This is a genomic window from Sporosarcina sp. E16_3 (assembly GCF_017347125.1).
Lineage (GTDB): Bacteria > Bacillota > Bacilli > Bacillales_A > Planococcaceae > Sporosarcina.
This window is the reverse complement of record NZ_JADPRX010000022.1, coordinates 39,247-63,851: the sequence shown is the minus strand read 5'-3', so window position 1 is coordinate 63,851 and position 24,605 is coordinate 39,247. Positions and strand designations below refer to the sequence as shown.

Below are 24,605 nucleotides of genomic sequence, written 5' to 3'. Positions count from 1 at the left end.
ATTCTCATCTATATAAAAAATAAAGGGGATATTCTTTATGACAACTTACCTTTCTGAGTACGCACACTTCACAAACAAACACGATCTAGACGCGGCAACAAGGCAACATGTACTCACGAATTGGGACGCTATGAACCAAACCGAGCGGGCTGTTCTTGATATGATCCGTCGTTACTCCGTCAAATACGGCGCTGCACATTTGAAACACGAAACAATCGAAAAGGCCATCAAGAAATCCAATGCAACTGTACGACGCGCAATCCGCAAATTAGAAAAGCTCGGAATTATCGAACGCATTCACTATATCCGCCCTGTTATGAGCGGTCTAGGCGCTAACATTTACGTCATTAAACCTACTAGTGACCAGTCGAAATTGAACACCCCGAAGAGTGATGAAAAGCCTACTGCCAGTAAGGCGGAAACCGCGAAACCGGAAACCGAAGCTTTTCTTTCTAAAGCGATAAATACTAAAGACCTTAAAAGAACGTCTCCTGCGGAAATTGTGCCTACTACACTTTTTGGCAGGATGAAATCTCATCTTTCTTCAACCATCGGAGAAAGTAAATTAGCACGTGATTTTTACGGCGTCTACCGGAAACAGTCCCTGCAAATGTTAAAATTCAGCATCCACGAAGACAAAGGGGAGCTGTTCGAGCAATTGGCCATACAGGCCCTCCGTATTGCTATTCAAACTACCAAATCGAAAACTATCCGGAATCTACCCGGTTATTATTCAGGAGTTTTGCGCGAACTCATCGGCAAAGCTTTATTTAGCGACGCATTCATGGATTATGACGTATCCGTTGAGGGCTTTTTCTACCGGTAGTTCAATTCAGTTTGAGGAATAATTGTGCCAAGATTTTTAAGCAGCATGTCGATGCAAATTTTATGCTGTGCACGAACGGTACGATTAGTTATACGCAAATCCGCAAGAACAACGATTATTACCAATTAATAGATGATAGGAAGCTGGGAATTCCTGATTTACACGCTGTACTTCAATGGCAAATTCTTCGCTATCTTTTGGTACTGTCGATAGAACATCGGCCTTTTCCTGCGTATCAATATGGGCTCCAGGTGGTACGAATCGATTCTTAGCGATTCGTACACCGTTTGTCACGACTGCATTGTAAGAAATAAAAGCACCATTTTCAACAATAGCATTATAAACAATAGACTTGAATCCGACAAAAACGTCATTTCCAATGTAAACAGGACCATGAATCAGGGCTCCATGTGCAATCGTCACTTTATTTCCAATGAAGATAGAATAACTATATTTGCCCAGGGAAATACGTTTATCTACTAACCCATGCAAAACTACACCTTCTTGTAGATTAACAGTAGAGCCAATATGAAATGGGGCTCCTTCGTCTGCGCGAACACTTACATTAGGGGCAATATACACATTATCCCCAATGAAAACATCGCCAATAACGCTCGAAAACGGGCTAATAAGCGCTGTTTCATCAATCGATGGATATCGTTGAACTGGATTAAAAGACGTGATTGGATTTGGACTAATAAACGGCTTAAAACAATTGTATTCTGAATCACTATTTCCTCTCAATCATGCACCCCTTTTTTATTTTTATGTCTAGGCATTTTATGTGACTGGGAATGATTATAGTCAAAACATCGAGCGTCTGTACACGTTACTATTAGTGGTCGATGCCCGTGTTGGAAAACAAAAATCCCTCAGTTTTTAATCTGAGGGATTTTTTCAATCTCATAATCCATTCTTATTACTTTCGAGTATTTCCTTAATCTTTTTCAGGTCTTTATTGTTTGCCCTTTTCATCATCGTGGACATAATCGGAACAAATATCTTTGAAAAGCCTGTTGGATTCCCTCTGTTCCGTAAAGTCATCCGTGTACCATTTTCGTCAATAGCTTCCCATGTATAGGTTGTCTCCATCGGAAATGGACCGTCTGCAATTCTCATGATAAGTTTTTGATGCAGTTTATACTCTACAATCTCATTAACGCATTCTAATTCTCGTCCAAGGAATTGCGCTTTAAATGCGATACGAGATCCAATTGTCAACGGTTTTTCAGTTTTTCATTCAGCCGAATGAATATTTACATACCACTCAGGTGCATTGTCTGGGATTGCTGCATCTCCGAAACTTCCTCAACTGTGCGCCGAATGATTATTTCTGTAAAAGCATTTACCATAGTTGATTCCCCCTGGGATGAACGTTGTTTAGTTTGTTGATGAATTAATGAACAGCACCTGTGCTTAACACAACGACAAACATTTCGTATGACTTAATAAACATACACAAAAGCCAAAGCTTTACCAATTCTTCTGACTTCCATTTTATCATTATGTAATTGTATTGTGTTTTCAGAATACCTTGATGCAGTGTGGTACCTGATATTATCAACCTATCCGTTTCATGTATCGAAAACGCATTCACTACTAAAACTTTATATTGTTCATCCCTAATAAGGTGACATGTGCAAGAAACTATTTTCCTTAACTACAAAAACATACCCTTTTTTATTTAGAAACCACTTTCTTATCTAATAACTTTACACATTTGAACATTTGTTCTATCATAAACATAAGCTTATGTTTATGATAGAACATAATTATTTCGAAGGAGTATTGCATAGACATGAAATGTTTGAATTTAGCTATTCAAGAAGTTGAGAACTTGGAATCCGGTGAGGTTTTTTTAGTTAAAGACCTGTTTAAAGGCTATGAATGGAACCGATTGGACACAGGAGAACGGAGGTCACTTGGCGCTTTATTTTTAAAAAAGGTAAGACATGACGACTTGCAAACAGTAGTGGAAGTTGGTTTGAAAAGCAGTGCAAATCAACAGCAATATATAAAAAAATAGTTGATTAATTTAAGTTTTAAACAATTCAGTAAATGGAGTTGAACTATCTTGTGTAGCAAAAAACCCACCGTCATTGATATGTTTTGTGGCTGCGGTGGTTTATCAAAAGGATTTATTGATGCTGGATATGAGGTGCTATTGGGAGTTGACAACAACATTCCAGCACTCAAGACTTTCAAAGAGAACCATGATGGTGCCGTAGCAATGGATGGAGATCTATTTCAAGGTTCTACTATATTGGAAATGGCTAGTCTTACTAATAATAAAAGTATTGATTTGATTATTGGAGGACCCCCATGCCAAGGGTTTTCGCTTACCGGCAAACGCGATGAAAATGATGAGCGCAACAAGCTGTTTCAAGCTATGGTGAATGCAGTAGATTTCTTTCAACCAAAAGCATTTGTGTTAGAGAATGTACCTGGCTTGGCCACTTTGTACAACGGAAAAGCGAAAGAGGCCATTATCAAAGAGTTTACTGATTTAGGATACACAATAAGTTATGAAGTTTTATACGCTCCCGATTATGGAATCCCGCAGATCAGGAAACGCCTATTCATTGTTGGTTTGAAAAACGGCATGAAATTTGAATTTCCAAATCGTGTACATAATCCAGATAATTATGTTACTTGCTCAGATGCCATTAGCGATTTGCATGACTTTGAGGATGATCTGGGTAGTAATGTCAGCGAGTATTTAACTCAGCCGAAAACCGCTTACCAAAAGAAGATGAGAAAGAGAGCAACCCATTTGTATAACCATTTGGGTACAAATCATACACTAGAAGTAATCAATGTGATTTCGCAAGTACCTGAAGGTGGAAATCACAAAGATCTGCCACCAGGGGTGGGAGAAAGCCGTAAATTTAATGAAGCATGGACCCGCTATCACAGTCAAAAACCATCGAAAACCATCGATACGGGCCATAGAAACCATTTTCATTACAGGTATAACCGAGTGCCTACCGTTAGGGAAAATGCTCGTTTGCAATCTTTTCCTGACGATTTCTTATTCTATGGAAATAAAACTGAGCAATATAAACAAGTTGGAAATGCTGTACCTCCGTTGCTTGGCTATCATTTGGGACTGCAACTAAAAAAATATTTATATTCAGATGGGAAAAAACAATGAAGCAATATAACTTTATCGATATTTTCGCAGGTTGTGGAGGACTTTCAGAAGGATTTGAAAGAAACAGCCGTTTTAGAATGTTGGCGGCCGTTGAGTGGGAAAAGCCTCAAGTTCATAACTTAATAAATCGTCTATCTGTGAAATGGAATATGTCCGATGCAGAAAACCGAGTGTTAAGGTTTGATATTCAGCGAACAGAAGAACTATTTGAAGGTTGGTTAGATGATATTGATTATGGAACGCATGATGGATTGGATTCCCTCATTAACAATCAATCTTTGGATCTGATTATTGGCGGTCCGCCATGTCAAGCATATTCAATGGCAGGTAGAATAAGAGATGCGAATGGAATGCGTGATGACTACAGAAATTATTTATTTGAAAGCTATTTAAAGATTGTCAGAAGATATCGTCCAAAAATCTTTGTTTTTGAGAACGTTCCCGGAATTCTAAGTGCTAAGCCGGGAGACATTCCCGTTACCGATCTAATTAAAAAGCAAATTGAAGACTCCGGCTATGAAATAATAGAGGATTTAAAACAATTCGCGCTAATAGACTTGTCCGAATACGGAGTGCCACAAAAAAGAAAACGCGTCATAATCATTGGATTACGTAAAGACCTTTATCCGAATATTCAAGGGCTGTTGAAATCATTCTATACGGAGCTCTTGCCCAAGTATAAGGAAAATGAAAAAAATGTGCATGATGCCATTGCCGACCTTCCGAAGCTACTCCCTTTAGATAAAGACCTAAAGGTTGGAGGTAAGAAATACTCCCATGATTTCACCTCAGCAGTTGCAAATCACGTTCCACGATTTCACAACCCACGGGACATAAAAATTTTCCGTTTGCTCTGTGAAGATATCGAAAGCGGTCGTTGTAAATATGTTTCAAGTGAAGCTTTGAAACAGGTCTATACCGAGATGACAGGAAAGTACTCAAATGTGCATAAATACTACGTATTACGGTGGGACAAGACGAGTAATACGATTCCAGCTCATTTATATAAAGATGGGTTGAGACATATACATCCCGATTCCACGCAGGCCCGATCAATAACTGTCAGGGAAGCCGCTCGACTGCAAACATTTGATGATGATTACGAATTTATTTCTAGCACTGGCGACAATTATAAGATGATAGGTAATGCTGTTCCACCTAAGTTTTCAGAAAAACTTGCTTTAGCATTAGAGTCGATATTATAAACTTTGGAGAAGCTTAAAAAGCTTCTCTTTTTTCATGTTACAATTGGTGAAATGGAAAAGGAGGTTAATACTATGACATACTATCTAAAAAAGTTAGGCCATCAAGAATTAGGAAGTATTTCTAATCCTGGGGATACACCATCCCGTGGAAGATACATATATATTTCCAAAGATCCGAGCGTTCTCTCATTTTTCCCACCACTTTCCGAAGCAGTAAAAAATGATTCATCATTGCTTCCAATCATCCCTTTATACGCTCGTAATCTTGAAAAGATTTACTGTAATTACATTTATCATAATGATAAATTTCATGGTAGCACATCAGCAAGACCAAGAAATGAATTTAGAATCTACTTAAACAATGCATTGGAAATGGACCATTACATATTCCAAACCAACGACATCATTGTATTAAAAAAATCTATAATCACTATAGAGGAAACGGAAGTTACAAACGAAATAGAAACGCAAACTGTCTATTACGCGGATAGAGTTACTCCCGCAAACACAGAACTGTATCAAATGTGTGAAAACATTATTGAATCATCTAACATTAAGGGTGCACATGCTATTTTTGAGGGGCGTCTGGAGAAATTTGAAACCAATATTTTATATCGCAAGGAAGTTCCTTTACGTACGGTTGTAGACTCAAGTGTTACAAAGAAAATACAAAATTCAGAAACCAGACTTTCGGACTTATTTACACCTACTAGCTTTAGGGATTTTACAATGGTAGCTTATGAAAATAGATGTGCTGTAACCAGAAACGTTATCCAGTACGGAAAATTTCTAAATTTAGAGGCTGCACACATTATGCCAAAAAGTCATGGAGGACTTTACATGCCTAACAACGGCTTAGCATTAAGTCGCGACATTCATTGGTCGTTCGATAAAGGATTCTTTACATTAAATGATGACTACACGATAAATATACACCCTGAAGTAGAAAGCGACTATCTAAGGAATTTCAGTGGTAAACAAATCCATATTCCATCCATTGATTTTTTGAAGCCCTCTCTTAACAGTATTCAATATCATCGCGAAAACGTCTATGGCTTATTCTTAACCTCAGGACGGCTGTGAATCCAAAAATTTATTGTATGACTGGTACTCCCAAAAAGCTGACTATTTCTTTGATGACTAGAAACTAATGGGCTAGATTTCAAAATAGGTCGCCTTGAGTGCGAAGCTTTGCGTGCCCCACTATTGAATAAACTTAGCATGGCGGTCCACAATTTGATTCTTAACACCCCTGTTATAATTTCCTGACAGGTTCCAGGAAATCAGGGTGAAATGATAAAAACGGCAATACGCTCAATTTAGCGGATAGCCGTTTTTGCATTTACTACTATGTATACTGTGTAAAAATTTATCGTGATAGTTCAAACAATCATGGATTTGCTTTTATAAAAAGTTCGTTCTTACACAGATACAAAAAAAATGAAGACAGACACCCCCGTCATGCATTCTTCTATCGTGCGAGTGACTCTTTTTGAATAAATACCAACATTACTCATTCCGAACTCTTAGTTTTCATCCTCGCTGTAACCCTGATAAATCAATTCAGTCATCCATTTAAAGATGAACAATTCATTTTCTTGAATCAATACCATATCTATACTCTCCCTAAAATTCTCCCCAATGAATACTAACTGGCGCATTTTGTGATGTATCTCCAATATGTATTTATCAAACGTGAACGATAACACTCTGCTCGCCCTGTCAACAAACACATCATCTAAATTCACTCGAACATCATACGAAACCCGTTGTACAATTTTCCAAAGAATATCTTCTTCTACCGTTTTTGAATGCAGACTTGCCAATGAATCAGCTTGAAGAAAGTTATTCGCGTAAACAGTCGCCTGATGATGAATATGATACCCCTTCCCCTCAATCAACTTCTGTTGCCAACGATTGACCTTAAAATGAATACTTTTCCCGACAATTTCAATATTCGCCACTTCAGCATAGTAACGAATATGTACCCCATCATCCTCATAAATCGCAATATACCGTATGTGTTGCCAACCCGCTAGCAAATCTGCAACAAGTATCTCATAACTTTTTGCTATTAATAACTGCTGTAATTCTGCTTCGCCATGTACAACACAAATTAACACCTGATCTACTGAATAAAGAATGCCTAATTCTTCATATGTCCCTTTCGGCAATATCCCCTCTTGCTGTAGCTGATCTGGGCTTTTATTCAACAGGTTATCAATGAAACGATCTACTAAGGTTGTCACATTCGGTAGGAATGGGAAAGCACCGATATTTACACTTTCAATACTACGGTATAATGGATGATTCTCATATTTTCGTTCTTCAGTCCAAGGAAATAGCACATAAGCACCAAATGCCGTGCGCTCATACCGACCATCTGTATTCACAACAATTGAATCACGATAACGATGCATCGTATTAATATCATCCTGCATTGGTCCGGGCATATCAGGATTTGTCTCTAAATCTAAGCGGTACTTTGCATCAAAAATATACTGATATTGATACTCTTTGCCAATCTTACCTATACTCAACATAGAATCAGGTTTTTGTTGTACAGTTGGTACCCGGTTACTTGATGTATCAAACTGGTATCTCAATGTGATTTCTTCACCTGTAATAGGATGAACATACTTACGCTCGGCTGCTCGTGACTTATCCAAACTAATAAAAAGCCCGTCTGAAATAATACTTACAATGTTCTGGCTGATCGGCTTACACTTTTGTTCTAACAAACGGCCTAACTTTAAAAATGTCCAATATTCATACAAAGTTGCAATGTCTTTGACAGACATCTTATAAATCTCACCTTGCAAAACAATACTTTTGCTAATAGTCGTATACACTTGAAGTACAATACGATAGCCTGGCGCCATTTGTAGTACTAAACTCATTACAGAGCGATCCAACTTACCAATTGCTCGCCAAAATATATTTCTCACTCTTTTTTCAAGCCATTCAATCATCATCTCAAGTTTATTTGCCAATTCAAAGTCTTCTTTTCCATATCCCTTTACATATGACTTTTCAATCGCCCTTATTAAATCCTTGAGCCGTGTAGCTACCCTAAGCATCGTCCATTTCACATAACGATTTTCGAGGGTATCTGCTGAATGTTCTTTTTTCATTAGCAACCCCTTGGTAGGCATTACAGTTCTTCCGTGTATAGGTATACCGTTTAGGGTATCCGCAAAGCGTCCGCTATTTTTGCGTAAATACGCTAACGTTTGTGAATCCTGTTTCCTTAACTGATCCCCCCGTACTTCCACATATTTTTTTATCAATTGCTGATGGGAAAATTTTTCGATTCGCTCAATCGCTCGAGTATATTGTTCAAAATGTAAATCAATTAGGCGATAAAACTCCGTTAAAGAAGGCTCTTTATAAATCTTGGCACTCCCTTGTAAATACGTTCGCTTAATAAAGTGGTAAGCTAGATTATAAATTTCCTCATTCACTTCGTCTAATAACGCCTTGTAATCCTTTTTATAATCCAGCTTTGTAGGATAAATTTCTAATACCACTGTTAATAATACGCGCTGCTGAGCCCCACGAATCTCAAAAGAAGTTAAACCTACCTCATTTTGAAAATGCAATGTCCCTGTTAATACATCACTTCTAGAAAGCTTTTTTATCGCTTCTCTGAATCCAGGAAATTCATGATAAAATGTTATCTGCTCTTTTATTTCAGGTTCAGGTAAAATAATAACTTCATAACGTCCATTTTCAAAAAAGACAGGTAGTAATGGTTGATTTGAAAAATTTTCTTCTTGTCCTGTCAACAAATTATAAACTTGAACTTCCTCTAAATTTTCCGCCCTACAATAAAATTGCATTGCATCCTCAATTTTAAACGACATATGTTCACGAAGCTTATTATATTGTGGATGCGCTACCGCCCCTTTAATAATGCACGTCAATTCCGCTGTCTTAATGACCACCAATTCTTTTTCTTTAGGAGATCCAGAAAGAAGTGAAACCATCTGCATGATACCTCCCTAGCATTTCCACGACCTTTCTCGTACTGCGTGGATAACTAGCGGATGTAGCAATATTTCCACTGTCATAAGATTCGCCAGTTAACCATTCAAAAAGATCATTCAAGAGCGTGTCAACGCGTCCATCTCCGCCCGTAATACGAGGCAATAGTTTTTGGATCATACAGTAATCAAACGCTTCATTTTCATCAAGTAATTCCGCTTCTGCATTATGTATCATATAAAAGCAAATCTCATCACGCACACGATATCCAACATGCGCATTCAAGGGTTCAAGGAACTTATTAATTGCTACTAGTCTGTTTGAAACTAAAGTGATCAGTGAACTATGTGTATCATATACATCCTTCAATGAGATATAATTTGCAACCAACTGCTCGTTCAAAATTGGTTGTGGTTGTGGTTGTACTTCTACCTCTTCCTGCTCTTCAAAGAAATCAAAGTTTTCCAAGTAAATTTCATTAAACTCTATAGTATTTGCACGATCCAACACCTTCTTACTAAAAGGATGTGTCGTCTCATCCATATTGACCGTACCGATAATATAAAGATTTTCAGGCAGTCGTAAAGATACACCAGTAGCCTTCTTATCTAACAAATAGGATGAAATAATCTTATCCCCATCCCTTCGTCGGCTCTCCATCACACTTAACACGTCACTAAAATAATACTCCACGCGTGCTAGGTTCATCTCATCCAAAAGAACAAAATGGGGTCGACTCGGACAATCCATAGCATGCTCGATCATTTCCGTCAATGGACCTTTTTTAAAATCACCTGTTATATCGGTATATCCTAATAACTCCGAACCATCACTCCAGTCCGGTCTTACAGGGATTAACTTAAACTGTCCATTCTCCTCCGTAGCCCCCACACTCTCTGCAAACAGCTGCACAATCTTCGTCTTCCCAGTCCCTGAGATCCCTGAGATGATGACAAAAGGCTTACTACGTAGGGATAGATAGAAATTTTTTATGTTGGGGAGGGAATAGTTGAAGCCTTTGGAAGTAATGCAGGAATGGATATGCTCGATTAAATCGACAACCTCTATTATTTCTAGCTTCCCTATTTCAGGTTCAGCAGGAAGTTTACTTTGTTCTTTTAAATTCAAAAGTGTTTCTAGCATTGTATATTTTACGGGATTACCACTACCTTTATGGATAGACTGAACATCAAGAGCAATTAATTTCTCACGAATAGCCTCATCTGCCAATTCCCCTTCTAAAATAAAACGACCTTCTTTCTCTGGACGAGTATCTGATTTATACCCAATTAATCGATAAACTTCAATAATTTCACTATTATATACTGCACAATAATATTTAATGTCTAAAGTCTCTAGTTTTCTTTCGCTGATTTTCCAGCTAATACTGGTTACCTCGTATAATTTCCCCGGAGAAATGTCTCCATAATAACTCTGATTAATCTTAATCAGAATTACATCATCAATGTTTATTATAGTCAATTTCATACCCACTTCCTTCAACTGCAGGATTTTTCATTATATTTCAATACAGCACTATGGATATAGTTCTATGATTGGTTAATTACCAACAATGAAAATATTTTAAAGGCATCCAATCATATATAACGAAGAAACCGATTCACTTATCTGTCAATTACAAACAAATCATACCATATAGTTGCCATATAAAAGTATAATTTGTAAAGTACCTATAACTTAACAAGTTGTTTTACTCGATACTATTCTAGGATTATTTTACTAATCCGTTTAATACACACTTCCAATTCCATCAATAATATCAACAAAACCCGCTACTCGGTACGATGCTTAAGCTTTCGCATTAGCATACATGGAAATAACAGGTTTAATCCTCATTGAATTCGTTACAGTTATTGCAAGCAGACAAAGCATCCTTGCCAATCTCAACCACATGAATATCATAAGTATCAGATATTTTATTATAAATGATGATTTGAAGATGCTTTTTCATCTTGAACAGCCTCAAATATTACTTTTGTAATTTCGCTACTTTAAACGTCATACCATTCCGTCCAATAAGCACCACCATTGCCATCATCGTGAATCGCCAAATATTCATCCCATGTAATCACTTTTGTTAAACATTCTTCACTGCAATACTGTGTTCCATCCGACTCAAAATAAAATCCTTCTTGCATCGTTATTCCACATTCTGAACATAAGCGCTCCTCTTCCTCTGGGTCTTTCATGCGAAGGTCTTGAGTAGCGAGCATTATGTTTAACTCGAAACTTGTTGTGCAAACAAATTTAAAGTGCCCTTCATCTATATCATAAATTGCACAAAACTGATCACTTTCAACCAATATTCCATTTTGAACTACAATCGCACCGCTATCGTCTACCACTTGAATGTCTATACTTTTGAAATTCAATTTCCCTCCCCCTGACTTAATTAATCAATTCAGATTCTGGAACAATCCGCAAACTTTCATAATTGCAGACTTCGCATATATAGGTTTCATCCGCATGCATTTCATGGCATTTGTTGCAGACGTATAATACAGCTTCATGTGCTTCATATTCCTCTGTATTTATATAGTATTTAGCAACTTTCATTTCTTCTTCCATCCATTCACATCACCTTCATACTGATATTTGAATAAATAATATTTCGGTATAAACTCTATCATCTAATTGATCTCTACTACATTCACACAATGAGTCGCAAGCATGTGACCTAAATCGCCACTTAATGTACAGACATAAGGAAACCAATTTTCATCTAAATCATAAATCGCACAAAGGCCTTCTCCTTCTACCCAAACCGCTCTTTTAACAACAACTTCTCCATCATCATGAATCACTTGGACTAGCGTTTCTTCAATACGATACTTGATAGTTGATTTCACAATAGATCCTCCCCTGAATTCGAATTCTTTATTTCTATACCTTTCCGATCCCCCTATCACCGTTATTCTAAACCATACTGTATTAGTGCCGATTATCATGGCTTTATCGAAACTATCAATCACTTTAGGACTTGAACTATAGCTGATTGCCCGTACAGATGAGGCGATGAGTTTAGATTGATTAATTCTTATTACCACCATGAAGAAATAAGCGTGTTAAAGCCATTGTCGACGTTACAAAGGTCAAAACCTTATTGACTGAGTTGGGGTCCGATTGCGGAGTTAGGGCAGGTAATTTGATTGTCTGCAATTCGGCCAACATATCAATGTATACTCCCATCCTAAATGGACACAATACGGGTAAATTTGAAAGGGGATTCGATATGTCATATGATAAAGTTGAAATTGCAGATTTGAACCACGAACAACTAGCAGCGTTAAATGGCTTGGAGGATAAACTAGGGGTAACTTTGGTTGCTTATGAAAATGCTTCAATGTCTACAAATACCGCTTCAGATCAGTAACGCTGTCGGACGCATTGAACGCCATAATAAAGAGACCTGGTTCTGAAAACAACACGAAATTGTTTCAGATTCAGGTCTTTTTTTTGTTATTGAACAACCGATTCAATAATTCCCTTCACTTTTTCAAGCTGAGATTTTTGTTAATTGTGCTGATCAAACCAATACAAAGTGCTGAATGATTTGTTTTCTAAAGTGAAGTAGATATAAAAAAAGAGAAGATACCCGTTTTGAGTATCTTCTTCAATGGTGAAAGCTTAATCGAATTTCAATCGAACATTGACTAAGAGCATCAATGTCGAAGCGAATACCACACTACATATCCATAAAAATTTGGGCCACAATGATGTTATTTTGCCTCTTCTACATCTAATTGTTAGAGGAAATCACTGTATCATCGCGGGGGAATTTTAGGGGATGAGCGGGGCCAACTGATTGATTTTAAAGGGTTTGCCATGGAATGCACAAACTTGTCCCGTATAACCAAACCTTGGTTCGAATGAAAAGCTGTTTAGTTAAATTACTGTAACTAACTCTACAGCTTCTACAACTAATGGAGTTCCAGCAGATATACTGCCAGTGACACCATTAAAGGTCAATTCTGTTGCGGATATTGTATACGAATCGCCCTCTTGTAGTACACCGTTTATATAGAGATTATAGTAACCATTCGTTACTACTGGAAAAGCAGTTGCAGCAGTTCCACTATCATCCAAAAAAGCAGTTGCAGCGACAGTTGTACCATCGACGACAGCTAAAGTTGCTGCCAACACATCAAAAAACCTTGTGGATGTACCTGAAACGTTCACGTGAATATTAATAAGGGTAAGCGCCATTTGATTCACCTCCTTTCGTCTACATTGTAGTAGATGCAAAGCATCTATGAAGTGACAGGGCTGTCCAAATAATATATTTTACTATTTGGATGAAAACCCTAACGATTCAATAACAATTGGAGTACTCGCACTAATTTTTGAAGCAGTGGGATTAATAATTAAGGAATTCGTATTCACCCTATACATTCCCCCCTGTTGCATTACACCATTTATATAAAGATTAACGTGTCCATTTGGACAAAAAATCATAAATTCAGTTGTTAGGCCTCCATCATCGTTATAAAATAGATTTGAAGGAATAGTTGCCCCATTCGTCAAATCAATAGTAGATACTGGAATATAAAAATATCTGTTTACAGTCGGTATGATACTAACTTCAGAGATATCTATTGGGCTAACTTCTATGCTTGTCTGGCACACAATCTTTTTGCAATAGTGTTTGTAATCAATAATTCTTACTACTCTTTTACACTTTCTATGTCTCTCCATGATATTATTACCTCCTTTCCATACTATATGATAATAATTAGTTGGCAGATTGACGTTCACCCAGTTCTAGTAATTTTTCATAATATCTTTATAGTTCCCCGAAATCAAAAACCCCACTTCACAGTGGGGTTTTTGATTTTTCTTATTCCCTATTAACCGGCATTGAGCAACACCTAAATGAGCCACCCGATTTAATAATTTCGGAGAAGTCCACCTCGATAACCTCGAATCCGCGTGCACGTATTTGGGCATTTACTTGTTTGTTTTGCGGTAGGCTGAATACTTTTTTGCCGCCGATTGATAAGACATTTGTTCCCATCGTGAATTGTTCTTCTTCAGAAACTTCGATGAGCTTGTATGTGGCTGTTAGCATATCAACAATGCTTCGATCAAACGCTTGTGGGAAAATCAGTCCCACTTCGGGTGACAGGATATTAAACACGCAGTCAAGATGCAGGTACTTTTCATCGAAAGGAACAGGAATAATCGTGTAATCTGGAAGATCGACATTTAATTTCTCAGCAGCTTCTATGGATGTACGGCTACTAATGCCGACGTACAATGTGCCGCGATCGACAATGACATCTCCGCCTTCCACTTTATTCGTTGTCGTCTGGAACGAGATGTCCTCATCGGCCAGCCACTCTTCCAGCGCCTCTTCCTCCCCTTTACGAATATCACTTGCCATTTCTGCGACAAAAATGTCGTCACCGACAGTAAATCCGATATCACGTGTGAATACTTGTTCCGGGAATTTTGCGGATGAGGGCAATTTGATGACTTCGACCCCATGCTTTACGAGGAGTTCTTCAAACTCTTTATGTTGTTTCATCGCCAACTCAATATTAATATTTTCGTCTTCGTATTTTTTTTGCACATCATTGATTACTTCATCTATAGACATGAATTTGGGCTGACATAAAATCACACGACGTAGCGTATCATATTCCGTCTGGCATTTTGTCGCTGGTGTTTCTTCCTCAGGGGAATTCATGTTTCATCCTCCAACTATTTTTGACGTCTTCTACAAAATTCCCTTTCAGATTTTATTTATACATTACTTTACTGGATGTTGAAGTACATTTTCTTCTCCCTTGTCTATATAAATTGAAGTTTTGAAGTTTTTATGCAAATTCAGCGTAGGCACCTTACAGGGGTAGCCGAAGCGGTATTCAATGGAATCAGAGCGTATATTAACTAATTGAAATGGAGGAGGATTGTTGATTCAGATAGATAAGGTTTTATTAACAAAAGAGGATTTTGCGGAACGTACCGATTTACCCGATTGGTTGTTGAAGGAATACCAAACGTTCCATGACACAGTGACGGATAAGACATTTCCTTGTTATTTCGGTATGGGAGGAGAGGTAAAGGGCGAATTGCGTTATGGGTATGTAACACAATTCGACTGGTCCAATTTGCCGGAAACGTTGAAGTCATTTTTGGCACTTTTCGACAATCCCGCTCATAAACGGCATGGATTATTCGTTTTTGTGGAGCCGTTTGACAACGAAGGTTCTTTGGAAGAATACAGGAAGCAGTTTTGGGAGATATTGCAGTACCTGCATGGGGTGGATGAGGTCGAATGGCCAGCGGAAAGTCCACGCGATCCAGCGCATCACTTGTGGGATTTCCGTTTCCATGGCGAGCCAATTTTTGTTTTTGGCAATACACCTGCCTATAAGCAACGAAAAACCCGTGACTTAGGCAATGCGATGGTACTTGGTTTTCAGCCGCGCCGAATATTCGAGGGATTGAAAGGGACGGAAAAAGGCGGTGTCATGTCGCGGGAAAAAGTTCGTGAACGCGTGGAAGTGTGGGACCAGTTGCCGAAGCATCCAGATATTAGCCACTTCGGGGATCCAGAACATAATGAATGGAAACAGTTTTTTATCGGGGATGACGTGGAGCCGATCCAAGGGCAATGTCCATTTTCGCATAAAGAGAAGACGTGATAATGTGTGCCCAATAAAGACAAAAAACCTCACAGAAGTGTGAGGTTTTTCATTACTCGCAATTATTTCCCAACTTAATGTCGATTTCCCGGGAAATAGTTGAATTATTTCCCAGCCATACTATAGTATAAATTCATCTCTTCTTCAGGCACCATACTGCCGCCTGTTGCCCAGACAAGATGGGTAGAAGTTGCTGAATTAGCTTCCTTCATATTTTCACGGATAGCTTGTACTGGGCCAGTCATCCCCGCGAGTGCGGACGGCTCGAGTCGAATACTTTCTGTGTCTGCGAGCAGTTTCAATAACTTGAACATCGTTTCGTCCGCAATCGTGTAACAGCCGGATAGTAATGGTTCCATTGTCTTGCCCACGAAACCAGACGCCGTACCAACTGCGAGCCCGTCTGCAACGGTTTTATTGTCAAGACCGAAGTCTTGAACTGAAATCTTGTCGTGAAGACCAGTCATCATACCGAGCATCATGCACGGAGAATGCGTCGGCTCGGCGAAGAAACAGCGGACTGCATTACCAAAAGCAAGCTTTAAGCCAAATGCTACACCACCAGGGCCTCCACCGACACCGCAAGGCAGATAAACGAACAACGGGTTGTCTTTATCAACGATGGTGCCACGCGCTTTCAACTGCGCTGCAACGCGTTCCCCTGCCACCGCATAGCCTAAAAATAAGTCGAGCGAGTTTTCATCATCAACAAAATGACAGGAAGGATCTGCATCTGCTTGGCGACGCCCTTCTTCAACAGCTTTGCTGTAGTCATCAGCGTATTCAACAACTGTGACGCCTTTTTCGCGCAGCATATCTTTTTTCCATTGTTTCGCATCTGCGGACATATGAACAGTAACGTTAAAACCGAGTTTGGCGCTCATGATGCCAATACTTAGGCCAAGGTTTCCTGTAGAGCCGACAGCGATTTTGTGCTTCGAGAACAAGTTGTGGAATTCCGGCTCTGCGAATTTAGTGTAGTTGTCAGCTGTTGTTATTAATCCGTGCTCAATCGCCAGGGTTTCGGCATGTTTTAGGATTTCGTATATGCCACCGCGTGCTTTGATAGAACCTGAAATCGGCAGTGCGTTGTCTTCTTTCAGGAGAAGTTCACCTGGGATTGCTACTTTGTATTGATCGGCAAGCGCTTCTTTCATGTTCGAAATAGCGGTAATCGGCGATTCGATAATGCCGTTCGACGCTTTTGTTTCCGGGAAGACGTGCTCAATGTATGGTGCGAAACGTTTCAGACGGTCTGATGCATCTTTGACGTTTACTGCAGTCACGCCTGTTTTTTGAATACCAGTCGTTGTTGACTCTATTAAGGGATTGAGCCAGAGCACTTCTTCATGTGCTATCATCTGTCCAATGAGCGGAAGCTTCTTTTTCCAATCATTTATTTGTGTTTGTTCCATCATTTTTATCGCCTCATTTTTTGAATGTTGTATGAATAGTATAACATGTCATGAGTCCCTTGAATTAGATATAGCCCCACCAAAAGTATCGGCAAGGCTCCATTTTTTCATTGTATTTGATTGATGATAGAAAGTACTTTTTCTTCGGGCATTTTCATAACCCTGGTAATTATTTCAACTGAAAACCCTTCAGTATGCATGCTAAGAACAGTTTCTTCTTTACCTTCAGCTTTACCTTCCTCTTTACCTTCCCTCCTAGCTTGCTCTCTTCTCGTTGCTTGGTCCGATAGCCATTTATCGCGTGCTATTGCACGTTCGCGCATCACTTCATCTTGACTAATCCGATGCAATTCATCATAGGCCTTTTCGATTCCCATGTCAGTCATCGCTAATTCCTCCTTTGTTTTGTCATCCCCAGACAGAAATAACATCCACTTGGTTAATAGATCTTCATCAGTCAATTCTTCAGTTGGTTGTACTTTAGGCAGCTCCAAAACATGAATTTCTAAGTGGTCTGTAAACTTGATAAGTTTTTCTTTTTCCATTAAATGAAACGTACTATGAAAATGGTCATTTTGCAAGAACTTGAAATTCACAATGGATATTTGAATTGTTTTGCTAACATTTTCATAAGCCTCTCCAGACTTTAATTGTCCAACATACATTCTTGCCCAATACAACAGCATACGATTTTCTTTTGACTATAAACGCATACAGTAAATACATACGTTTAAAATAATAACAACCTATTCATTCAGCACAAATTTCTCAATCAGCTCTCTCGTCAACTCAAATCGCGGAGTTGTTGTATCACCGCCATCTGCTTCAACATCCATGACAACTGAAATAATACGTCGCCCATTAAAGACGCCCGTACTAGCAAAGCAAGAACCAGCCTGATCTGTAAAGCCTGTTTTCAATCCGTCAATTCCAGGCAAGGCTTGGGGCATGCCTGCCAACATCAGGTTGGTACTCCACAACGTCGTTCCACTACCCGTTTGGAAGCTCGTCATTCTTGTAAAATCGAGTACTTCCGGATGATTGGCAATCAGTTTTTGTGCAATGACTGCAACATCTCGGGCAGAGGCATGATTCGTTTGCTCGTACCCTTTGCCAATGTAATCGCCATCAAGTCCGCTTGCGTTGAAGAAAGTCGTTTCTTTCAGACCGAAACTTTCCGCCTGTTTATTCATCAATTCAACAAATGCTTCTTCTGTTCCCCTAACCATTTCAGCCAGTGCCATCGACGCGTCATTTGCGGAGTTGACCGTCATTGCGGTGAACAGTTCTTGCACCGAATAGGCGTTACCTGCTGTCATTCCTAGTTTGACGGCAGCTGATTGTCCTGTAATTTGTTGTATCGCTTCACTTGGCTTATAAGTATTTCCCCATGATAAATTGCCGCTTTTAACGGCATTTAGCACGAGATACTGCGTCATCAGCTTGGACATACTTGCAATTGGTAGCGGTTCTGCACTATTTTCTTCATACATTACTTTACCTGTATCAGCATCTATAAGAATGATTGCTTTTGCAGTAACAGTTAACTCTACATTCTCAAAGGTACTTTCTATATTTTTCGTCACAACTGTAATGCTTAACACTATTACCAGCACAATAAAAATCAATTTCTTCATATTTTCCACACCTCTTCACTAATAAAAGCCCATTACCTTCATCATGAAGGCTAATAGTGAAGAATCGCCTAGTATAATCATGAAGAATTTCTTAAGTTTTGGCATACCAGTTATCTATAGAAACCGATTGATTAACCAAACTACTAGTAATACTGCCCCGAACCCAAACCAAATGAGTGCGAGCACTCTTTCCCTCTTCTTCTTATCTTCCATATTTCTCGTAAGAAAACGCACGAAAAACTCTACCGTAATTGCAAAGACAATAATTAGTATCCAGCGCATGTTCAGTCCCCCATTTCTACTGTCATCATGATTTTCGATTTGTAGCTCAATGCGCTAATTCTACCATTGATTGCGGGCGACTGCGCACAATCTGAAACGCACACACAACCCCCGTCCTTGCGGAATATGCTACTATAACAACTCAGTAATGGTGGTGCTTATAATGGAATTCACAATGAGTCCGCCTATCGATGATTGGTAATTTCGGTAGGGAAACATAATTTCAAGCACATTGTTCGCATACTGGATATTTCAAGGTTGTGGCAATGAACCACAGCGGTTCGCGGAGGAGTTCCTACTGTCGACGGGCAATCAGTTCGACAGGTTTATTGCCGGCATACTTGCCTCCAATTAGTGAACAAGAAAAATTGATTTAACGTTCGTTTAGATAAAACACTAAAACTCCGCCAACTAGGTTTGTTGGCGGAGTTTCTATGGAATCCTTATAATTTCGTCCGTACATCCCATAACTCAGGAAAGAACTGATGATCAAGCACAGACTTCAAATAGTTCACACCAGACGAACCGCCCGTCCCCATTTTAAAGCCGATAATCCGTTCAACGGTTTTCATATGACGGAAACGCCACTGCTGATGACTGTCTTCGATATCGACAAGCTTCTCCGCAAGCTGATATAAATCCCAGTAATCATCGACGTTGCGGTATACTTCCAGCCACGCATCCGCTACAGACGAATCCCCTTTGTATGTAACAGAGAAATCACGTTCCAGCAGTTCTGGATTAATCGCGAAGCCGGCCCGCGAAAGCGCACGTATTGCCACGTCGTAAATCCCCGGTGCGCGGAATGCCGCCTCTAAATCACTTGCAAGCTCGGGATCTTTCTCGTAAATCTTCAAAATATGCGGTTGCTTATACCCAAGTGCGAACTCAATAAGCCTGTTTTGATAGGATTGGAAGCCTGAAGCTCGGCCCAAACTGTCCCGGAATTCCATGTATTCAGCAGGCGTCAATGTCGACAATACGTCCCATGCCTGGATAATCTGCGTCTGCGTTTTTGACACGCGCGCCAGCATTTTAAATGCTTCCGGCAGTTCATCTTTTTCGATTAAGTCGATGGCTGTATTGAGCTCATGCAAAATGAGCTTCATCCACAACTCACTTACTTGATGAATGATGATGAACAGCATCTCATCATGATGGCCGGACAAGCGCTGCTGGCTCGACAGCAATTTATCGAGATTTAAATACTCGCCGTATGTCATATTATCTTTAAAATCCGTGTGAATTCCTTTTTCAGTCATGGCTGGGATTCCCTCCTTCAATTGATCGCAATACGGCACGAACTGGACTGCCATCGCCGTCTTTTAGTGGAAGTGGCAAGGCAATCAGTTCATAATCACCCGGTTCCACTTCGCTTAGGACGATGTTTTCTAAAATCATTACGCCGTTTTCATTAAGCGAATGGTGCGCTTCTACAGTCTTACTCGTTTCCGGATCAACAGATGGCGCATCAACGCCGATGAGCCGAACCCCTCTTTCTTTCAATAGAGGGCCGATATCCGGGCGCAAATACGTAAAGGTTTCCGGAAATACATTTGGATCAGGACGGCTACCTGTTTTCAATAAAATCCGTTCTGCCCCGCCGAAATCGATGTCCTTTAAGTCAGAATGACCGACACTTTTTTTTCCTGAAACATCGATTACACGCGCCCGCCCGATGTATAAATCAATCGGTAAATCGAGTACTTTTAGTCCGTTGTCATCGAAGTGAAATGGTGCGTCAATATGTGTTCCCATATGCGTACTTGTTGTTAACTTCCCTATATTGACTGAGCCTGTTTCGGCTTTGGAGTATGCAACTTCATATGAAAATGGTGTATCGCCTGGCCATTCCGCAATATTATTTTGCAGCGGTTGTGAAATATCAATCCATTTCCCTGTCATGCGACGACACCTCGTTTATTCTCAAATTCTTCATAACGTTTTTCATCCATGATGAGTTTTAGTTTCTGCACAGTATGCCAGACGTCTTCGAAAGAATTGTATAACGCAACTGGAGCAAGTCGGACACCGTTTGGCGCACGGAAGTCCGGGATGACGTCGTCTTCTTTCAACGCTTTGCAAATACGTGCCGCCTCAACGTGCTCAAGCAAGATGTGGCCCCCACGTGATTCGTCGACTGGGTTGCCAATTGTGAAGCCGTGCTCAGACAGTTCCTGTTGAATTAACGCCAGCATATAGTCCGTCAGCTGAAGTGACTTTTCGCGAATTTTTTTAATGCCCACTTCTTCAAACAACTCAAGTGCACCGATGACCGGCGCTAAACTGAGTACATGAGGTGTTCCGATTTGATAGGCAGCGACGTCCAACGCAGGATCCATCGTATGATCCATATCGAATTGTGCTTCTTTTTTTGAACCGAACCATCCCGCCAAACCAGGTGCAGTACCGAAATGTTTGTCATGGACAAACAGTCCTGCGACGGATCCTGGCCCCCCATTTAAATGCTTATACGTACACCAAAAAGCGAAGTCCGCGCCCCAATCATGCAATGCGTGTTCAACGGCGCCGATTGAATGACATAAATCGAAACCGATTGGAATGCCTTTGTCATTTGCAGCTTTCGAAAGTTTCTCCATATCGAGGATTTGCCCACTTCTATATAAAACGGCTGGTAGAACAATGAGCGCGATGTCTTCTGTCATTGCTTCGATGATATCGTCTTCATTTAAAAATCGACCATCCCTACTTTTTACTTGGACAAGGTGTTCGTCAGCATTAAAACCTTTCAGTGCTAGCTGGCTTTTTAGTGCATAAATGTCTGATGGGAAATTAAGTTCATCGGCAAGAATCTTTGTTTTAGCCCCTGATGGTTTGTAGAATGTTGCGGCTAGCTGATGTAGGTTCGTCGTTGTCGAGCCCGTTGCAATGACCTCGCGTCTTGTTCCCCCGACAAGCGGCCCCATTTTTTCTCCGACCGACTCCGATAGGTAAAACCAAGGATTGTCCCCTTCTGTCCAGCCATCGATGCCTAGTGTTTTCCATGAATTAAGTAATTCGTGCAGCGTGCGCTCCGCTCGTTTAGACAATAAGCCGAGTGAATTACCATCCAAATAAATTGTGTTTTCAAGTAGATAAAACTCGTCTTTGTATTTCGCGAGTCCATCTTTTTCGTCGAGTTTTCTTGCGTAATCGATGCCAAACATGTTCAGTTCCCCCTAATATGAATTTTCCGCCTTTGGTGAAATTGTAACATATTCGGGTTGCGCTCGTAACGCGGTTTATTGCTGGATTAGGGGTGGGAATTATGATTGGTTTAGAGAGGAATATGCTCGGTTCGCAGAGGGTTATGCTCGCTTGGCAGTGCGATATGATCGGTTCACCGGGGTTATGCTCGCTCCCCGGAGGGATATGATCGGTTCGCCGGGGTTATGCTCGCTCCGCGGACGGATATGATTGGTTCGCCGGGGTTATGCTCGTTCGGCGGCGGGATATGATCGGCTACCTGGGGTTATGCTCGTTCGGCGGCGGGATATGATCGGCTACCTGGGGTTATGCTCGCTCCGCGGCGAGATATGATTGGTTACCTGAGGTTATGCTCGCCCCGCGGCGGGTTATGATCGGTTCGCCGGTTATATGCTCTATATGCATCCCAAAACAACAAAAAACCGACATCGCTGTCGGCTCATACAATCAATTCACTTTAACCAGCCCTTCTCCTTAAACCGAGAAATCGCTTCAATTCGGTTCCCAACACCGAGCTTATCCAAAATCGTGGAGATGTAATTCCGCACTGTACCAGGCGTCAAATACAACTCACCAGCGATTTCTTTTGTCGTCTTGCCTTCAGCAATAAGTACAAGCACTTGGCTTTCACGCTCCGTCAGCGGATTTACCGTCTCATCCCCATCCCCGTAGGCAATGTCAACGAGTTCTGGCGCGTAAATTCGTCTGCCGTCCATTATCGTTCGAATTGAACTGACAAGCTCCTCAATCGGACTGTCTTTCAATAAATAGCCGCGTACGCCCGCTTTCCTCGCACGTTCGAAGTAACCTGTTCTGGCAAATGTCGTCAGGATAATGATTTTGCAATTCTCATCATGCAACGCTTCTGCTGCGTCAAGGCCCGTCATCACTGGCATTTCGATGTCCATAATGCAGACATCCGGCTGATGTTCTTTCACCAGCGCGACTGCTTCTTCCCCATTTTTAGCTTTTCCGACGACTTCCATGTCATCTTCCATATTCAATAATGATCCAAGTGCTCCGAGCATCATCCCTTGGTCTTCCGCTATGACAATACGTATCACATCAATCACTCTCCATAATATGTTGTATGACTGCTGGAACACGAATCGATAATTTCGTTCCTTCGCCACCCTCGACTCGAAGACTTCCATTTACAAACTCAAGCCGCTCGCGCATGCCAGTCAAACCATTCCCGGGCGACGTTTCCCCGCCCCTTGTAATTCCGATTCCATCGTCTACCACAGTGATGACAAATTCATTCGGCAATTGTTCAAACGACACGCAGCAAGTCTTTCCATAACTATGCTTCACAACATTTGTCACAGCCTCTTTCAAGCACATACTCAATACGCTTTCAACAATGGCCGGTATATTGGCGAACGATGGATTACCCTCTATGGTGTATTCCATTTCAGCTGCCTTCAACATCTGCTTAATGCGTATCACTTCATCTTCCAGCTTCGTTGCCCGCATGCCCGCAACTAACTCTCGAACTTCCTTTAGCGCCGTGCTAGCAGTCTGCCTGATATCCCGCAATTCTCTTTCAGCTGCTCTAGGATCACGAGACACCAGCTTGCCAGCTAAATCACTCTTTAAGCCAATCAATGATAACTTCTGGCCGAGTGTATCGTGTAAATCACGAGAAATGCGTTCCCGTTCCTCCACTATTATTAACTCCGAAATCCGTTCGTTGGCATGTTCTAATTGACCTACCAAGTTTTCACGCTTATTCCGATTGTATAAATTGAATGGCAATAATACTACACCAATAACCGAGATGAGGATGAAATGAACTTGCGGGAGGAATAAATCGAGTTCGATGAAAAAGCCTGCGACAATCGCAATGATTGTAATGGCAATATGCAGCCCGTATATAATGAAGAATCCGACTTGATTGCGAATATTACCTATGAAAAATGCAGTGAATATGGATAAATACACATAACCAAATAACAGCGTCATAACGACACTTATCACAATTTCAAAACTAATCCACATATAAACAAGGCCGCTTTTCGATGTGAATGAAAATCGATAGGACAAAAAGAATAAGAATAACAATGAAATTCCAATGGAAATTTCAATTGGCGACGATGATCTGAATATGAAAAAGAATGGAAGAAAACAAAATACTGCCCATGCATAAATACTTAGCCATGGATTTTTCGGGAAAATACTATACCAGCTTTGCATTTCTTTGTTTCACCACCCTGTCTAT

General features: G+C 40.3%; 26 protein-coding genes. 7 read left to right on the top strand and 19 right to left on the bottom strand.

The genetic code is table 11. The annotated features are described in order from the left end of the window. The first annotated feature begins 37 nt into the window (after window positions 1-37). On the top strand, window positions 38-826 hold the full coding sequence (locus tag I2483_RS13310) for a helix-turn-helix domain-containing protein (RefSeq protein ID WP_207277623.1): 789 nt from the start codon (window positions 38-40) through the stop codon (window positions 824-826). Between the two features lie 84 nt (window positions 827-910). Here the strand turns inward: I2483_RS13310 and I2483_RS13305 are convergent, their stop codons facing one another. Both I2483_RS13305 and I2483_RS13300 read right to left on the bottom strand, forming a co-directional pair. Beyond that, window positions 911-1,570, bottom strand: a complete 660-nt coding sequence (locus I2483_RS13305) for an LbetaH domain-containing protein (protein ID WP_207277622.1) — start codon at window positions 1,568-1,570, stop codon at window positions 911-913. Between the two features lie 159 nt (window positions 1,571-1,729). Next, window positions 1,730-2,047: an SRPBCC family protein gene (locus tag I2483_RS13300; RefSeq protein WP_255550433.1), complete on the bottom strand. Its 318-nt coding sequence runs from the start codon at window positions 2,045-2,047 to the stop codon at window positions 1,730-1,732. Between the two features lie 577 nt (window positions 2,048-2,624). Between I2483_RS13300 and I2483_RS13295 the strand changes: the two genes are divergently transcribed. The 4 genes from I2483_RS13295 to I2483_RS13280 all read left to right on the top strand — a co-directional run bounded on the left by I2483_RS13295 (window position 2,625) and on the right by I2483_RS13280 (window position 6,268). Beyond that, entirely contained in the window at window positions 2,625-2,852 is a 228-nt protein-coding gene (locus I2483_RS13295; protein WP_207277621.1) for a single-stranded DNA-binding protein, read from the top strand. A 48-nt stretch (window positions 2,853-2,900) separates the two neighbouring features. After that, complete coding sequence (locus tag I2483_RS13290) at window positions 2,901-3,980, top strand: DNA cytosine methyltransferase (protein WP_207277620.1); 1,080 nt, start codon at window positions 2,901-2,903, stop codon at window positions 3,978-3,980. Next, entirely contained in the window at window positions 3,977-5,185 is a 1,209-nt protein-coding gene (locus tag I2483_RS13285) for a DNA cytosine methyltransferase (protein WP_207277619.1), read from the top strand. The genes I2483_RS13290 and I2483_RS13285 overlap by 4 nt, the downstream gene beginning before the upstream one ends. A gap of 72 nt (window positions 5,186-5,257) precedes the next feature. Then, window positions 5,258-6,268 carry an HNH endonuclease gene (locus tag I2483_RS13280; protein WP_207277618.1) on the top strand — a complete coding sequence of 337 codons (1,011 nt, stop codon included), beginning with the start codon at window positions 5,258-5,260 and terminating at the stop codon, window positions 6,266-6,268. Window positions 6,269-6,711: 443 nt separating this feature from the next. Here the strand turns inward: I2483_RS13280 and I2483_RS13275 are convergent, their stop codons facing one another. The 5 genes from I2483_RS13275 to I2483_RS13255 form a co-directional block, all read right to left on the bottom strand. After that, a complete protein-coding gene (locus tag I2483_RS13275) occupies window positions 6,712-9,174 on the bottom strand; it encodes a restriction endonuclease-like protein (protein WP_207277617.1) in 2,463 nt (820 codons plus the stop codon). Beyond that, window positions 9,146-10,654, bottom strand: coding sequence for an McrB family protein (locus I2483_RS13270; RefSeq protein WP_255550432.1), 1,509 nt, complete (start codon window positions 10,652-10,654; stop codon window positions 9,146-9,148). The genes I2483_RS13275 and I2483_RS13270 overlap by 29 nt, the downstream gene beginning before the upstream one ends. Before the next feature lie 530 nt (window positions 10,655-11,184). After that, window positions 11,185-11,565 (bottom strand): hypothetical protein, encoded by a 381-nt coding sequence (locus tag I2483_RS13265; protein WP_207277615.1) that lies wholly within the window; start codon window positions 11,563-11,565, stop codon window positions 11,185-11,187. 16 nt (window positions 11,566-11,581) lie between these two features. Next, the gene (locus I2483_RS13260) at window positions 11,582-11,749 is read right to left on the bottom strand and encodes a hypothetical protein (RefSeq protein WP_207277614.1); all 168 of its coding nucleotides are present in this window, start codon (window positions 11,747-11,749) and stop codon (window positions 11,582-11,584) included. 74 nt (window positions 11,750-11,823) lie between these two features. Beyond that, complete coding sequence (locus I2483_RS13255; protein ID WP_207277613.1) at window positions 11,824-12,042, bottom strand: hypothetical protein; 219 nt, start codon at window positions 12,040-12,042, stop codon at window positions 11,824-11,826. A 383-nt stretch (window positions 12,043-12,425) separates the two neighbouring features. On the opposite strand from I2483_RS13255, the gene I2483_RS13250 reads away from it, so the two are divergent. Then, window positions 12,426-12,566 carry a hypothetical protein gene (locus I2483_RS13250; RefSeq protein ID WP_207277612.1) on the top strand — a complete coding sequence of 47 codons (141 nt, stop codon included), beginning with the start codon at window positions 12,426-12,428 and terminating at the stop codon, window positions 12,564-12,566. Between the two features lie 512 nt (window positions 12,567-13,078). Here the strand turns inward: I2483_RS13250 and I2483_RS13245 are convergent. The 3 genes from I2483_RS13245 to I2483_RS13235 all read right to left on the bottom strand — a co-directional run bounded on the left by I2483_RS13245 (window position 13,079) and on the right by I2483_RS13235 (window position 14,882). After that, window positions 13,079-13,399: a DUF4183 domain-containing protein gene (locus I2483_RS13245; protein WP_207277611.1), complete on the bottom strand. Its 321-nt coding sequence runs from the start codon at window positions 13,397-13,399 to the stop codon at window positions 13,079-13,081. A gap of 81 nt (window positions 13,400-13,480) precedes the next feature. Beyond that, window positions 13,481-13,888, bottom strand: coding sequence for a DUF4183 domain-containing protein (locus tag I2483_RS13240; RefSeq protein ID WP_207277610.1), 408 nt, complete (start codon window positions 13,886-13,888; stop codon window positions 13,481-13,483). A gap of 142 nt (window positions 13,889-14,030) precedes the next feature. Further along, the gene (locus I2483_RS13235; RefSeq protein ID WP_207277609.1) at window positions 14,031-14,882 is read right to left on the bottom strand and encodes a dimethylarginine dimethylaminohydrolase family protein; all 852 of its coding nucleotides are present in this window, start codon (window positions 14,880-14,882) and stop codon (window positions 14,031-14,033) included. Window positions 14,883-15,108: 226 nt separating this feature from the next. Between I2483_RS13235 and I2483_RS13230 the strand changes: the two genes are divergently transcribed. Further along, a complete protein-coding gene (locus I2483_RS13230; RefSeq protein ID WP_207277608.1) occupies window positions 15,109-15,843 on the top strand; it encodes a YqcI/YcgG family protein in 735 nt (244 codons plus the stop codon). Between the two features lie 104 nt (window positions 15,844-15,947). On the opposite strand, the gene I2483_RS13225 is transcribed toward I2483_RS13230, so the two are convergent. From I2483_RS13225 to I2483_RS13185, 9 genes are all read right to left on the bottom strand, one after another. Continuing rightward, window positions 15,948-17,258 carry a D-serine ammonia-lyase gene (locus I2483_RS13225; RefSeq protein WP_481886346.1) on the bottom strand — a complete coding sequence of 437 codons (1,311 nt, stop codon included), beginning with the start codon at window positions 17,256-17,258 and terminating at the stop codon, window positions 15,948-15,950. Window positions 17,259-17,365: 107 nt separating this feature from the next. Continuing rightward, the gene (locus tag I2483_RS13220) at window positions 17,366-17,944 is read right to left on the bottom strand and encodes an Rpn family recombination-promoting nuclease/putative transposase (protein ID WP_207277606.1); all 579 of its coding nucleotides are present in this window, start codon (window positions 17,942-17,944) and stop codon (window positions 17,366-17,368) included. A gap of 60 nt (window positions 17,945-18,004) precedes the next feature. Continuing rightward, window positions 18,005-18,895, bottom strand: coding sequence for a D-alanyl-D-alanine carboxypeptidase family protein (locus tag I2483_RS13215; RefSeq protein ID WP_207277605.1), 891 nt, complete (start codon window positions 18,893-18,895; stop codon window positions 18,005-18,007). A gap of 114 nt (window positions 18,896-19,009) precedes the next feature. Next, entirely contained in the window at window positions 19,010-19,177 is a 168-nt protein-coding gene (locus I2483_RS13210; RefSeq protein WP_207277604.1) for a hypothetical protein, read from the bottom strand. Between the two features lie 443 nt (window positions 19,178-19,620). Beyond that, window positions 19,621-20,439, bottom strand: a complete 819-nt coding sequence (gene kynA, locus I2483_RS13205; protein WP_207277603.1) for a tryptophan 2,3-dioxygenase — start codon at window positions 20,437-20,439, stop codon at window positions 19,621-19,623. Next, window positions 20,432-21,082 (bottom strand): arylformamidase, encoded by a 651-nt coding sequence (gene kynB / locus I2483_RS13200; RefSeq protein WP_207277602.1) that lies wholly within the window; start codon window positions 21,080-21,082, stop codon window positions 20,432-20,434. The genes kynA and kynB overlap by 8 nt, the downstream gene beginning before the upstream one ends. Next, on the bottom strand, window positions 21,079-22,344 hold the full coding sequence (kynU, locus tag I2483_RS13195; protein WP_207277601.1) for a kynureninase: 1,266 nt from the start codon (window positions 22,342-22,344) through the stop codon (window positions 21,079-21,081). Before kynU ends, kynB begins: the two co-directional genes overlap by 4 nt. Before the next feature lie 492 nt (window positions 22,345-22,836). After that, window positions 22,837-23,448 (bottom strand): response regulator, encoded by a 612-nt coding sequence (locus I2483_RS13190; RefSeq protein WP_207277600.1) that lies wholly within the window; start codon window positions 23,446-23,448, stop codon window positions 22,837-22,839. 1 nt (window position 23,449) lies between these two features. Continuing rightward, window positions 23,450-24,580, bottom strand: coding sequence for a sensor histidine kinase (locus I2483_RS13185; protein WP_207277599.1), 1,131 nt, complete (start codon window positions 24,578-24,580; stop codon window positions 23,450-23,452). Window positions 24,581-24,605 lie beyond the last annotated feature (25 nt).

What these genes read in the sequence shown, in the direction of transcription:
- I2483_RS13310 (WP_207277623.1), top strand. Translation starts at nt 38, where the DNA reads ATGACAACTTACCTTTCTGAGTACGCACACTTCACAAACAAACACGAT.
- I2483_RS13295 (WP_207277621.1), top strand. Translation starts at nt 2,625, where the DNA reads ATGAAATGTTTGAATTTAGCTATTCAAGAAGTTGAGAACTTGGAATCC.
- I2483_RS13285 (WP_207277619.1), top strand. Translation starts at nt 3,977, where the DNA reads ATGAAGCAATATAACTTTATCGATATTTTCGCAGGTTGTGGAGGACTT.
- I2483_RS13280 (WP_207277618.1), top strand. Translation starts at nt 5,258, where the DNA reads ATGACATACTATCTAAAAAAGTTAGGCCATCAAGAATTAGGAAGTATT.
- I2483_RS13275 (WP_207277617.1), bottom strand. Translation starts at nt 9,174, where the DNA reads ATGGTTTCACTTCTTTCTGGATCTCCTAAAGAAAAAGAATTGGTGGTC.
- I2483_RS13260 (WP_207277614.1), bottom strand. Translation starts at nt 11,749, where the DNA reads ATGAAAGTTGCTAAATACTATATAAATACAGAGGAATATGAAGCACAT.
- I2483_RS13250 (WP_207277612.1), top strand. Translation starts at nt 12,426, where the DNA reads ATGTCATATGATAAAGTTGAAATTGCAGATTTGAACCACGAACAACTA.
- I2483_RS13245 (WP_207277611.1), bottom strand. Translation starts at nt 13,399, where the DNA reads ATGGCGCTTACCCTTATTAATATTCACGTGAACGTTTCAGGTACATCC.
- I2483_RS13240 (WP_207277610.1), bottom strand. Translation starts at nt 13,888, where the DNA reads ATGGAGAGACATAGAAAGTGTAAAAGAGTAGTAAGAATTATTGATTAC.
- I2483_RS13235 (WP_207277609.1), bottom strand. Translation starts at nt 14,882, where the DNA reads ATGAATTCCCCTGAGGAAGAAACACCAGCGACAAAATGCCAGACGGAA.
- I2483_RS13225 (WP_481886346.1), bottom strand. Translation starts at nt 17,258, where the DNA reads ATGGAACAAACACAAATAAATGATTGGAAAAAGAAGCTTCCGCTCATT.
- I2483_RS13220 (WP_207277606.1), bottom strand. Translation starts at nt 17,944, where the DNA reads ATGCTGTTGTATTGGGCAAGAATGTATGTTGGACAATTAAAGTCTGGA.
- I2483_RS13215 (WP_207277605.1), bottom strand. Translation starts at nt 18,895, where the DNA reads ATGAAGAAATTGATTTTTATTGTGCTGGTAATAGTGTTAAGCATTACA.
- I2483_RS13210 (WP_207277604.1), bottom strand. Translation starts at nt 19,177, where the DNA reads ATGCGCTGGATACTAATTATTGTCTTTGCAATTACGGTAGAGTTTTTC.
- kynA (WP_207277603.1), bottom strand. Translation starts at nt 20,439, where the DNA reads ATGACTGAAAAAGGAATTCACACGGATTTTAAAGATAATATGACATAC.
- kynB (WP_207277602.1), bottom strand. Translation starts at nt 21,082, where the DNA reads ATGACAGGGAAATGGATTGATATTTCACAACCGCTGCAAAATAATATT.
- kynU (WP_207277601.1), bottom strand. Translation starts at nt 22,344, where the DNA reads ATGTTTGGCATCGATTACGCAAGAAAACTCGACGAAAAAGATGGACTC.
- I2483_RS13185 (WP_207277599.1), bottom strand. Translation starts at nt 24,580, where the DNA reads ATGCAAAGCTGGTATAGTATTTTCCCGAAAAATCCATGGCTAAGTATT.